The 11,766-nt window shown below is 69.0% G+C and carries 11 protein-coding genes; 6 read left to right on the top strand and 5 right to left on the bottom strand.

The features are described 5' to 3' along the window. Positions 1–51 precede the first annotated feature (51 nt). Entirely contained in the window at positions 52–654 is a 603-nt protein-coding gene (gene hpt / locus FO470_RS00580; protein ID WP_144340995.1) for a hypoxanthine phosphoribosyltransferase, read from the bottom strand. Between the two features lie 205 nt (positions 655–859). Between hpt and ftsE the strand changes: the two genes are divergently transcribed. The 4 genes from ftsE to FO470_RS00560 all read left to right on the top strand — a co-directional run bounded on the left by ftsE (position 860) and on the right by FO470_RS00560 (position 3,644). After that, positions 860–1,519: a cell division ATP-binding protein FtsE gene (gene ftsE, locus FO470_RS00575; protein WP_144340994.1), complete on the top strand. Its 660-nt coding sequence runs from the start codon at positions 860–862 to the stop codon at positions 1,517–1,519. Continuing rightward, entirely contained in the window at positions 1,512–2,540 is a 1,029-nt protein-coding gene (locus FO470_RS00570; RefSeq protein WP_244616791.1) for a cell division protein FtsX, read from the top strand. The genes ftsE and FO470_RS00570 overlap by 8 nt, the downstream gene beginning before the upstream one ends. A gap of 10 nt (positions 2,541–2,550) precedes the next feature. Next, a complete protein-coding gene (locus FO470_RS00565) occupies positions 2,551–3,222 on the top strand; it encodes a YdcF family protein (protein ID WP_246659426.1) in 672 nt (223 codons plus the stop codon). A gap of 95 nt (positions 3,223–3,317) precedes the next feature. After that, a complete protein-coding gene (locus tag FO470_RS00560) occupies positions 3,318–3,644 on the top strand; it encodes a hypothetical protein (RefSeq protein ID WP_144340992.1) in 327 nt (108 codons plus the stop codon). Positions 3,645–3,663: 19 nt separating this feature from the next. Here the strand turns inward: FO470_RS00560 and FO470_RS00555 are convergent, their stop codons facing one another. After that, a complete protein-coding gene (locus FO470_RS00555) occupies positions 3,664–4,206 on the bottom strand; it encodes a gamma-glutamylcyclotransferase (RefSeq protein ID WP_144340991.1) in 543 nt (180 codons plus the stop codon). Positions 4,207–4,447: 241 nt separating this feature from the next. Between FO470_RS00555 and FO470_RS00550 the strand changes: the two genes are divergently transcribed. After that, positions 4,448–5,548 carry a DUF2125 domain-containing protein gene (locus FO470_RS00550; protein ID WP_144340990.1) on the top strand — a complete coding sequence of 367 codons (1,101 nt, stop codon included), beginning with the start codon at positions 4,448–4,450 and terminating at the stop codon, positions 5,546–5,548. A 73-nt stretch (positions 5,549–5,621) separates the two neighbouring features. Here FO470_RS00550 and edd read toward each other — a convergent pair whose 3' ends face one another. The 3 genes from edd to zwf all read right to left on the bottom strand — a co-directional run bounded on the left by edd (position 5,622) and on the right by zwf (position 9,909). Next, a complete protein-coding gene (edd, locus tag FO470_RS00545; protein WP_144340989.1) occupies positions 5,622–7,460 on the bottom strand; it encodes a phosphogluconate dehydratase in 1,839 nt (612 codons plus the stop codon). A 69-nt stretch (positions 7,461–7,529) separates the two neighbouring features. Beyond that, positions 7,530–8,222 (bottom strand): 6-phosphogluconolactonase, encoded by a 693-nt coding sequence (pgl, locus tag FO470_RS00540; protein ID WP_144340988.1) that lies wholly within the window; start codon positions 8,220–8,222, stop codon positions 7,530–7,532. A 211-nt stretch (positions 8,223–8,433) separates the two neighbouring features. Next, the gene (zwf, locus tag FO470_RS00535; RefSeq protein ID WP_144340987.1) at positions 8,434–9,909 is read right to left on the bottom strand and encodes a glucose-6-phosphate dehydrogenase; all 1,476 of its coding nucleotides are present in this window, start codon (positions 9,907–9,909) and stop codon (positions 8,434–8,436) included. Positions 9,910–10,640: 731 nt separating this feature from the next. Between zwf and FO470_RS00530 the strand changes: the two genes are divergently transcribed. After that, positions 10,641–11,651 carry a Bug family tripartite tricarboxylate transporter substrate binding protein gene (locus tag FO470_RS00530; protein WP_144340986.1) on the top strand — a complete coding sequence of 337 codons (1,011 nt, stop codon included), beginning with the start codon at positions 10,641–10,643 and terminating at the stop codon, positions 11,649–11,651. Positions 11,652–11,766 lie beyond the last annotated feature (115 nt).

Raw genomic sequence — 11,766 nt, 5'->3', positions numbered from 1 at the left:
GCTCGCGGCGCTCGCATCTCAGGATGACGGCCTCGAGGGCGAGCTGCCCGCTCACGTCTCCGCGTCGGGGATGTGGCCGATGAAGGGGAGCTGGCGGAAGGCGTGCGACACGTCCATGCCATAGCCCACCACGAAATAATCCGGGCACTCGAAGCCGACGAAATCCGCCTCGATCTGCACCGCGCGCTTGTTCTGCTTGTCCAGCAGCACGCACACCATGACGCGCCGCGCACCGCGGGCGGCGAGCAGGTCCTTGGCGAAGGCAAGGGTGCGGCCGGATTCCAGGATGTCGTCGATCAGCAGCACGTCGCGCCCGCGCACGTCGGTCTCGACGTCGCGCAGCACCGTAACCTGGCCGGAGGAGACGCGGGCGTCGCGGTAGCTGGAGAGGCTGATGAACTCCACCTCCGGTGCCAGCCCGGCCGTGTGCATGGCGCGGATGAGGTCGGCGGCGAAGACGAAGCTGCCCTTGAGCACCGCGATGACCAGCAGCTTCTCCGGCTCGGCGGCCACGATCTCGTCCGCGAGCTCGCGATTGCGCTCGGCGATGGCTGCGGCGTCGAACAGCACCTCGACATGGGCGTTGCAATAGGGATTGGCGTCGGCGGACCCGCCTGCGTCTTCGGTCGGGGGCGTGGCGGTCGATTGCGTCATCCTGTCTCCTCGCGCGGCGCCGGCGCGCCGTGTCACCCGGCCCGCCAGAATGGACCGGCTGGCCGGTCCGCGTCCAGCCGGGGGCGGGCTCATCCCTTCGGCGAGGTGCCCGCGCCGTCTTTTGCCCGGCGGCGCACACGCTATGTTAGGGAGGCTGCGCCACCAGAATCAGTGGCGCATCGGGCCAGCCCTGAAGGATTGAGTCTTGGTTCGTTTCGAGAATGTCGGCCTGCGCTACGGCATGGGGCCGGAAGTGCTGCGGGATGTCACCTTCGGCATTCCGCCGCGCTCCTTCCAGTTCCTCACCGGGCCGTCCGGCGCCGGCAAGACGACGCTGCTGCGGCTGCTTTTCCTGTCCCTGCGCCCCACACGCGGGCTGATCAGCATCTTCGGCCGCGATGCCGCCAAACTCGCGCCCGATGAAACGGCGGTGCTTCGCCAGCGCATCGGCATCGTGTTCCAGGATTTCCGCTTGCTCGACCATCTCAGCACCTATGAGAATGTCGCCCTCCCCCTGCGGGTGCAGGGGCGCGAGGAGGCGGGCTACCGTGCCGAGGTGACGGAGCTGCTGCAGTGGGTCGGGCTCGGCGAGCGCATGCATGTGCTGCCGCCCGTGCTCTCCGGCGGCGAGAAGCAGCGCGCGGCCATCGCGAGGGCGCTGATCAGCCGGCCGGAGATCCTGCTCGCCGACGAACCGACCGGCAACGTCGATCCCAGCCTCGCGCGCCGGCTGCTGCGGCTGTTCCTCGAACTGCACAAGAGCGGCACCTCGGTGCTGATCGCCACCCACGACATCGCGCTGATGGACCAGTTCGACGCGCGCCGGCTGGTCATCAATCAGGGACGTCTGACGGTCTATGACTGAGAAGCGGAACATCGCGGCCGGGGGGCTGTCCGCCATCGTCGTCCGGCTGCGCCGGTCGGTGCGCGCGCATGCCCGCGGCTTCCGCCGGCAGGACCCCGCCACGCGGGCGGCGCGGGCCGCCGAGAAGTCCGCCGTGATGCGCCCGATCGTGCCGAGCGCGACGGTGACGACGCAGGCGCTGATCGCGGTGATCGCGATCATGACCTTCCTCGCGGGCATCACCATCGGCGCCGTCTCGGCGGTGAGCGGCGTGGCGAGCGAGTGGACCTCCGACATCGCGCGCGAGACCACCATCCAGATCAAGCCGGGGGACGGGCTCGACGTGGCCGCCGCGCTCGCCAAGGCGGTCGAGGTGGCCAAGGCGACGCCGGGGGTTTCGGGGGCGCGGGCGCTTGACGAGGCCGAGACGGCCGCCCTGCTGGAGCCCTGGCTCGGCAAGGGGGTGGACGTGGCGAACCTGCCGGTGCCGCGCCTCGTGGTGGTGAGCCTCGATTCCGGCGCTGGCCCGGAGACGATGACCGGCTTGCGCGCCGCGCTTGCCGAGCAGGTGCCCTCGGCGAGCCTCGACGATCACCGGCAATGGTCGAAGCGGCTCTCCTCCACCGCGCGCACGGCGATGGCGATCGGCCTGTCGATCCTCGCCCTCGTCGCCATCGCCACGATCCTGTGCGTGACGGTCGCCACGCGCGCGGCGGTCGATGCGGCCCGCTCCATCGTCGAGGTGCTGCATTTCGTCGGCGCGCGCGACACCTTCATCGTCTCGGAATTCCAGCACCACTTCCTCACCGTGGGGCTGAAGGGTGCGGCCATCGGCGGCGGCGCGGCGGTCGCCCTGTTCTTCCTCGGCTCGACGCTGCCCTCCTGGTTCGCGTTCGACCAGGCGGTGGACACGCTGGTCGGAGCGCTGACCATTGACCCGCGCGGCTATGGCGGCATTCTCGGCGTATCGGTGCTGGTGGCGCTGGTGACGACACTCACCTCGCGCATGACCGTCTACCGTACCCTTCGCGGCATCAATTAGGTGGGCTGCCGTGACCGAGACGCGTTCTTCCGAGAGCCCTTCGGCGCGCCGGTCCGGCCGCGTGCTGCGCCGGCTCGCGCTTGTCCTGCTGGTGCTGGCGGCGACGCTGCTGGCGGGGTTCGCGCTCTTCATCGCGGGCATCCAGGGCCGTGAGGCGCAGACCAAGCGGCGCGTCGACGGCATCGTCGTTCTGACCGGCGGCGCCGAGCGGATCGTCGACGCCACCAACCTGCTGGCCGAGGGGGTCGGCAAGCGCCTGCTGATCACCGGCGTGCACCCGGAGACCACGCTGAGCGAGATCGTGCGCACCGTGCCGGCGACCCGCGAGGCGCTCGAATGCTGCGTGGAGCTCGGCCGTTCCGCGCTCAACACGCGCGGCAATGCCATCGAGGCGGCGCAATGGGCCCGCGAGAACCGGTTCCGCTCGCTGCTGGTGGTCACGTCCGCCTGGCACATGCCGCGCGCGCTGGTGGAGCTGCGGCGCACCCTGCCGGATATCGAGCTCGTACCCTATCCGGTGGTGCCGAAACAGGCGGTGGAGGCCGGCTGGGAAGAGCGGCTCGCCAATACGCGGCTGCTGTTCGTCGAATATGTGAAGTTCCTCGCCGCCTATGCCGGCGTGCGGCTATGGCCGGCGCTCACCTCGCAGCTCGACGAGCCCGCAAGGTCCGCCACGCCTTGAGCGCCTGACGGCCGTCAACGGAACATTCAGCATCTTCGCGGATTCCTTCTGCGGGGCGAGTTGACGTTATGTACGAATGTTCTAGATTTGTTCTCATGATGACTCGCGACATGCTCTTTGCCGATTCGCTGCGGGACGATGGCCCGCTCAGTGCCGCCGGCGGCCTGCTGGCGCGGCGCTTCCGGCTCTGGCGCGGCCCCGACGGGCGGCGGCAGGTCTATTCGGTCTACGCCGCCGACGAGGCACCGGATTATCCCGACGCGGTAGCGATCGCCGTGCGCATGGAAGGCGGACGGCGCGTGCCGGTCTGGACCGGCCCGGCCGGTGCCAAGGCGCGCACGGCGGCGATGGCCAATGGGGCGCAGGAAATCCACCTGCGCATCCTTCCCGAGACGGAGAGCGGAACGCTCGCGCCCTTCTGAGGGGCGGGGTTCCCCGCCGTCAGAGGCGCTCCACCAGCCAGCGCAGCTCCTCGTCGCGTATGCCGAGCTCGGCGAGGTGGCGGGCGGTGGCCAGCACATAGTCGGCGTTCGGCCCGCCGATGCCGTGGCCCTGGCGGATGAGGTGCAGCCGCTCCTCGGCGGTGAGACGCCCGGAATATTGGGCATGGCCGCGATCGACGAGGAAGACGACCGCCGGCACGGCGCGTTCGCTGCCGTCCTTCAGCCAGACCCGGCGCACGGCCTCGTGATAGATGTTGGTCACCTGCTCGCGCTCGCGCAGATAGGCGAGCGTCACCTCGGCCTGTGCCGCCGCGATGCGGAAGGCGACGCCGACGCAGGCGCCGCCCCGGTCCAGCCCTAGCACCAGCCCCGGCTTTTCCGGCGTGCCGCGCCAGTGCACTGATTTCACGCACAGCGACCGGTGCGCGCCGATGAGCTTGCCGGGCACCCGCTCCTCATAGTCGAAGCCGGGATTCCACATCAGCGAGCCATAGCCGAAGACCCAGAGCGGGTCGGAGGCGGCGGGCGGGCGGGCGGTCATGGGAAGGGCCTGTGATCGGTGGGAACGCGCGTCATGGGCGAGGATGCAAATCGTGGGTGAGGATGCAAAGCCATCGCCCATCGCAGGCGCGCCGCGCAAGGGGCCGGCGCGGATTTTCGCGGCCGCGCTCGTGCCGCTTCCGCGCCGGCTTGCAAGCTGCGGCGCGACTTGTAGGGTGCCATGCCTTAAGCCTGCCGTATCGGCGGACGAGCGTGCGCCGCCTGATTCCCGGAGTTGCCGCATGAGCCTTCCCGATGCCTCGACCCCTCCGACCCCCGCCGGCGCCGTGCCCACCAGGCGGCGCCCCTGGCTGGTGGCGCTGCCGGCGGGGCTGCTGACCCTCCTGTGCGTGGGCTGGTCGGTGGCCTGGTATTATGCGGCGGGGCGCGCCTCCTCCGAGATCGATGCCTGGATCGCCCGCGAGGCGCAGGAAGGACGCAACTGGAATTGCGCCAGCCGCGAGATCGGCGGCTTTCCCTTTCGCTTCGAGCTGATCTGCGCCGAGCCGACGGTGAGCTTCACCGGCGCCGGCCAGTGGACGGCACGGCTGGGCCGCGCCCATGCGGTAGCGCAGGTCTGGAACCCCAATCACATCATCGCCGAGTTCCAGTCGCCCGCGACTCTCATCGAGACGGCGAGCGGCCGCGAACTGACGGCGAACTGGAAGCTGCTCCAGGTGAGCGGTGTCGGCAATGACGGCAAACTGGAGCGCGTCTCCGTCGCCGCCGACGACTATTCCCTCGCCGAGGGCGGCACGCGGCTTTTTTCGGCCAGCCGGGCGGAACTGCACGTACGCCACCGCGCCGGAGAGGCGGCGGGCACGCTGGACGTCGCGCTGGGGGTCAACGGCGCCACCGGCATGGGGCTGAACGCAGCGGTCGCGCCCGCTTCCACGGACGGCGCGGCGCAGGCCGCTCCGGCTCCGACAGTCGACGCCGAGCTGGAGGCAACCGTGACCGGCGTCCCGCCTTTCCGCTCCATGCCGCCGGAGGAGCGCCTGGCGCTGTGGCAGCAGGCCGGCGGGCGGGTGAACCTCCTGCAGGCCCGCGTCACCGGGGGTGGCGGCGCGCTGAACGCTTCCGGCGATCTCGGTCTCGACGCACTGCGTCGGCCGGACGGCAAGCTCGATGTCACGGTGGTGAAGGCGCAGGCGCTGTTCACCGCAATGGCGGCGGCGCGGCTGCTTCCGGACTTCGCCGCCAATCTCGCCCCGGCGATGATGATGGCCGGGCTGCCCACCACGGTCGACGGCGCGAATGCGGCGGCGTTCCCGTTCAGCTTCCGCGACGGGCGTGTTTCCCTCGGCGTGCTGCCGCTCGGCAAGATCGGCCCGCTTTACTGACGGGCGTTTCCCGAAAGGGCGACGTCCCGGCGCCGGGCCGCCGTAGCGCCCGCGCCGGGACGTCGGGCCCTCTTCACATCGCGAAGATGGTTGCGCCGGTGTCCGCCGTGCCCACGGCGGCCCGGAAGGAGGCGAAGAGTTCGCGCCCGACGCCGACATGCGAGGCCGCCAGATTGGCCGGAACCGGCGCGCGCTCGGCCCAGACTTCCGGATCGACCAGCACGGTCAGCGTGCCCGCCACCGCGTCCAGCCGGATGAGGTCGCCGTCGCGGATCAGGGCGATGGCGCCGCCATCCGCGGCTTCCGGCGTGACGTGGATGGCGGCCGGCACCTTGCCCGAGGCGCCGGAAAGGCGCCCGTCGGTTACCAGCGCGACCTTGTTGCCGCGATCCTGGAGCACGCCGAGCGGCGGCATCAGCTTGTGCAGCTCCGGCATGCCGTTGGCCTTCGGTCCCTGGAAGCGCACGACGGCGATGAAGTCGCCCTTGAGATCGCCGGCCTTGAAGGCGGACTGAAGTTCTTCCTGCGAGTGGAACACGCGGGCCGGCGCCTCGATGATGTGGCGCTCGGGCGCGATGGCCGAGGTCTTGATGACGGCGCGGCCGAGCGTTCCCGACAGCAGCTTGAGGCCGCCGGTGGACTGGAACGGCGCCTTGGCACCGCGCAGCACGGCTTCGTCGCCGCTCGTGGAGGTGCTGGCCCGCCAGGTCAGCGAGCCATCCTCGGCAAGGCCGGGCTCGCGCGTATAGGCATCCAGTCCGCCGCCCCAGACGGTCTCGACGTCGCGGTGCAGGAGCCCCTCGCCGAGAAGCTCGCGGATAACGAAGCCCATGCCGCCGGCGGCATGGAAATGGTTCACGTCCGCCTTGCCGTTCGGATACACGCGGCAGAGCAGCGGGGTGATGTCCGCGAGGTCGGAGAAGTCATCCCAGGTGAGGTGGATGCCCGCCGCCGCCGCCATGGCGACCACGTGCATGGTGTGGTTGGTCGATCCGCCGGTGGCGTGCAGGCCGACGACGCCGTTCACGAACACCTTCTCGTCCAGCATGCGCCCGACCGGCACATAGTCGTTGCCGAGGGCGGTGATGGACATGGCGCGTTCGGCGGCGGCGGTTGTCAGCGCCTCGCGCAGCGGCGTGTTGGGGTTGACGAAGGAGGCGCCGGGCAGGTGCAGGCCCATGATCTCCATCATCATCTGGTTGGTGTTGGCGGTGCCGTAGAAGGTGCAGGTGCCCGGCCCGTGATAGGACTGGCTCTCGGCTTCCAGCAGGGCGTCGCGGCCGACCTTTCCTTCCGCGAAGAGCTGGCGGATCTTCGCCTTCTCGTCGTTCGGCAGGCCGGAGGTCATCGGGCCGGCGGGAATGAAGACCGCCGGCAGGTGCCCGAAGCTGAGCGCGCCGATGACGAGGCCGGGCACGATCTTGTCGCAGATGCCGAGGAAGACGGCGGCGTCGAAGGTCTGGTGCGAGAGGGCGACGGCGGTGGCCAGCGCGATCACGTCGCGCGAGAACAGCGACAGCTCCATGCCGGCCTCGCCCTGGGTGATGCCGTCGCACATGGCGGGCACGCCGCCGGCGACCTGTGCGACGCCGCCGGCGCGGCGCGCGGCGGCGCGGATCAGCTCGGGATAGCTCTCGTAGGGCTGGTGGGCCGAGAGCATGTCGTTATAGGCGGTGACGATGGCGAGGTTGGCGCCCGAACCCTCGCGCAGCATCGCCTTGTCGGAAGGGCCGCAGGCGGCGAAGCCGTGCGCCTGGTTGGCGCAGCCGAGCTTGGCCCTGCCCGGTCCGCGCTCGGCGGCCGCCGCGATCCGTTCCAGATAGCGCGAGCGGGTGTCGCGGGAGCGCCGGGCGATGCGTTCCGTGACTTCGCCGATGCGGGCGTTCACGCTGGATGGAATGGCGTCGGCCATGCGGCTCTCCTCAGAAGCGTCAGCGGCCGGCGATCCCGGCCGGTCGTCGGTGGCGGTGCCCGTGGAAGATCAGGGGCACCAGAAGATATCGAGCGGGCGCGAGGCCCGCAGGACGGCGCGGATCGGCATTTCCGTCTCGGCTCCCTCGCCCAGCGCCGCCTCGAGGACCGGCAGCTTGGCCGCCCCCTCGATATGGAGCGCGAGCGCGTCGGCTGCCAGCAGCACCGGCAAAGTGAGGGTGATGCGCGGCTCGCCCGCATTGGGCGCGCGCATGGGCAGGAGGCCGAGCGCGCCCTCCGGGTCCAGCGCCTCTTCCAGATGGTCGCCCCCGGGGAAGAAGGACGCGGTATGGCCGTCGTCGCCCATGCCGAGCACGACGCAGGCGAGCGGCCAGGAAAGCTCCTCCAGCGCCTCGTTGACGGCGAACAGGCCGTCCTCCGGCGTCGGGGCGTCATTGGCGAGCGCGATGAATTTCGCCGCCGCGGCCTTGCCCTTCAGCAGGTGCTCGCGCACCAGGCGGGCGTTGGAGCGGTCCGAGGTCTCGCGCACCCAGCGCTCGTCGACGAGGGTGACGGCGATCTTCTCCCACGGCAGGTCGCGGGTGGAGAGTTCCTCGAAGAAGCGGGTCGGGGTCCGGCCGCCGGATACGGCGAGGCTCGCCATGCCGTCGCGCGCCACGCGCGCCGCCAGCGCCGCGCCGACGAAATCGGCCAGCGCCCGTGCCAGCTCGGTGCCGTCCTTGAACTCATGCATTCCCGGCATGCTTACCTGAACTCCTTGCCTCTCCCTGCGCCGGACGATGCCGGCCCTGCCGATGGCGGGCGAGGCCGAAGCATCGTCCGCCACGGGAGTATAGGCCATCGGCGGCCTTCGCCGCGCGATACCGTATCAGCCTGCATCTTCCATGCCGCACATGCGCGCGAGGCCGGGCCGGCGGAGGGGGCCGGCGCCCGTCTGCCGGCGGCCGGCGCGCTTACGCGCCGTCCTCCAGCCACGTGCGGCCGTCGCGCTCGATGAGCGCTATGGCGGCCGAAGGGCCCCAGGTGCCGGCCGTGTAGGGACGCGGCGGCTCCTTGGCGTTGCGCCACGATTCCAGGATGGGATCGACCCATTTCCATGCCGCCTCCACCTCGTCGCGGCGCATGAACAAGGTCTGGTTGCCGCGCACCACGTCGAGGATGAGGCGCTCATAGGCATCCGGGTTGCGCACCTTGAACGCCTTGGCGAAGCTCATGTCGAGCGGCACATGGGTGAGGCGGATGCCGCCCGGGCCGGGATCCTTGATCATCAGCCACAGCTTCACGCCCTCGTCCGGCTGCAGGCGGATGACGAGCCGGTTCGGCTCGATCGCGCCGACCGTATCGCCGAAGACCGAATGCGGCACCGGGCGGAAGCCGACGACGATCTCCGAGACGCGGGAGGCGAGGCGCTTGCCGGTGCGCAGGTAGAAGGGCACGCCGGCCCAGCGCCAGTTCTCCAGCTCCGCCTTCACGGCGACGAAGGTCTCGGTCTGGCTGGTGGAGGAGCCGAGTTCCTCGAGATAGCCGGGAACCGCCCCGCCGGCCGAGGCGCCGGCGCGATACTGGCCGCGCACGGTGACGGAGGCCATGTTGTGGTCGTCGATGGGCTTGAGCGCCCGCAGAACCTTGAGCTTCTCGTCGCGCACCGCGTCGGCGTCGAGCGAGGAGGGGGGCTCCATGGCGACGAGGCAGAGGAGCTGCAGGATGTGGTTCTGCACCATGTCGCGCATCGCGCCGGCGGTGTCGTAATAGCCGGCGCGCTCCTCGACGCCGAGCGCCTCGGCGACGGTGATCTGCACGTGGTCGATATGGGCGTTGTTCCAGAGCGGCTCGAACAGGGCGTTGGCGAAGCGCAGCGCCATCAGGTTCTGCACCGTCTCCTTCCCGAGATAGTGGTCGATGCGGTAGACGCGCTCTTCCGGGAAGATGCGCCCGACCTGCTCGTTTAGCGCGATGGCGGACTTCAGATCCTTGCCGATCGGCTTCTCGATGACGACACGGCCCTGTTCGGCAAGGCCGTACTTGCCGAGGCGATCGCAGATCGGCCCGAAGAGGTGGGGGGCGGTGGCGAGGTAGTAGACCGGGATGCGATCCCCCGCCGCGACGACGCGGCTCGCCAGCTCCGACCAGCCCGAATCGGCATCGGCATCGACGGCGACATAGGACAGGCGGGTGAGAAAGCGCTCCACCTCTGGGCCCTGAAGCTCGCTGGCGGGGATGTGGTCGTTCAGCGCCTGACGGGCGAAGGAGCGGAACTCCTCGTCGCTCATCGGCCGGCGCGAGACGCCGATGATCGTGGCCTCGTCGGGAAGCTGGCCGTCGAGATCACGATGGAACAGCGCCGGAATCAGCTTGCGGCGGGACAGGTCGCCGGTCGCTCCGAAGACCGTCAGTGTAAAGGGAGCCACCGGAATCACGCGACTGGTCATTAAGCAGTGTCTCCTCTTCCGGGCGGGGTGTCGGGCAGATATCGGCCCGCATCGCGGCCGGATTGCGGACGCGGGCGCCATCGTCGGGGAACTCCTAGCAAAAACGATTCCGGGCCGCGAGCGCTCCCGCAACGGCAGATGCCGATGTTCGCGGGGGAGTGCGACGGGCCGATGATGGAGCCGCCCTTCCACGGTCGCCTTCCGGCGGCGTTCCCGACACGCTGCGACGCAGCAATAAGGCGAGAAAGTGGACGCGAGGCGGGCAAAATCGGGCGGCGGCGGCAGGCGCAAAGTATTCGGAACAGGATTCCGTTTTTTACGTTGCGGGATACCGGAGGGGAGGGCGCGCCTTATTCCCCAGCCACGGTCCGTCGACGATCGCGGCGGAAGCTTGAAGGAAAAGGCTTTTCCGTCAATGGTTTGCTTAATAAGATATGCGTACGTACATTATGAATAATAATGCATACCAGAATTGGTATGCCAGATACTTAATAATGTAAATACGTAATACCAGTTTACATTGCGACGCAACATTCAACTTTAGAATTATCTCTTGGCTTTGCTGCTGTCTTGGTACAAGTTATTCCACAGAATATCCGGCGGAGAGACACAACAAAGTCGCCGGCTATCGAGGTCTCGCCCCGTCCATGGATGAGAGGCGTGGCCCAACCAGAAAGCCGACCAGAAAACGAGTCGGCCGTTCGCCAAACCCTTTGGGAAGGAAACGCCAAATGAAACACTTCCATGCTCTCGGCCTTGGAGCGGTGACCGCCCTCGGCATGACGGCGCTGTCCATGCTGCCGGCTTCCGCGGCGTGGCAGCCCAACAAGCCGGTCGAGTTCATCGTTCCGGCCGGCACCGGCGGCGGCGCCGACCAGATGGCCCGCACCCTGCAGGGCATCATCGCCAAGCATGACCTCATGCCCACCCAGCTCGTGGTCATCAACAAGTCGGGCGGCGCCGGCGGCGAGGGCTTCCTCGACGTGAAGAGCAGCAAGGGCAATCCGCACAAGATCGTCATCACGCTCTCCAATCTCTTCACCACCCCGCTCGCGACGGGCATTCCCTTCAACTGGAAGGAACTGACCCCGGTCGCCATGCTGGCGCTCGACGAGTTCGTGCTGTGGGTGAACGCCCAGGAGCCCTACAAGACCGCGCAGGAATACGAGGCGGCGATCAAGGCCGCGCCGGACAACACCTTCAAGATGGGCGGCACCGGCTCCAAGCAGGAAGACCAGATCATCACCGTCGCCGTCGAGAAGGCGCTCGGCAAGAAGCTGACCTACATCCCCTACAAGGGCGGCGGCGAAGTGGCCGTGCAGCTCGTCGGCGGTCACATCAATTCCACCGTGAACAACCCGATCGAGGCGGTCTCCCAGTGGCGCGGCGACAAGGTGCGCCCGCTCTGCGTGTTCGACTCCAAGCAGCTCCCGTACACCGACAAGATCCAGGGCGACCTGTCCTGGTCGTCGATCCCGACCTGCAAGTCGGCTGGCCTCGACGTCGAATACCTGATGCTGCGCGGCATCTTCATGCCGCCGGGCGTCAGCGAGGAGCAGGTGGCCTACTTCGTCGACCTGTTCAAGAAGGTCCGCGAGACCCCCGAGTGGCAGCAGCTGATGAAGGACGGCGCCTTCAACCAGACCTTCATGGCCGGCGACGAGTTCAAGGCGTGGCTCGACGGGGCCGAGAAGAACCACAAGGGCCTGATGCAGGAAGCCGGCTTCATCGCCGGCAACTGATGCGCCCCATGACGGCGTGAGCCCGAGCACGGCCGGCCGGATGCCATGGACGGCACCGCCGGCCGCGCGATCCCCGAGCGGATCGCGGACTGAGGGAGCGGCATGTGCCGCGGGA

This window comes from Ancylobacter moscoviensis (assembly GCF_007559435.1).
Classification (GTDB): Bacteria; Pseudomonadota; Alphaproteobacteria; order Rhizobiales; family Xanthobacteraceae; genus Ancylobacter; species Ancylobacter moscoviensis.
The sequence above is the reverse complement of the archived record's forward strand: the minus strand, read 5'-3'. Positions and strand labels throughout refer to the sequence as shown.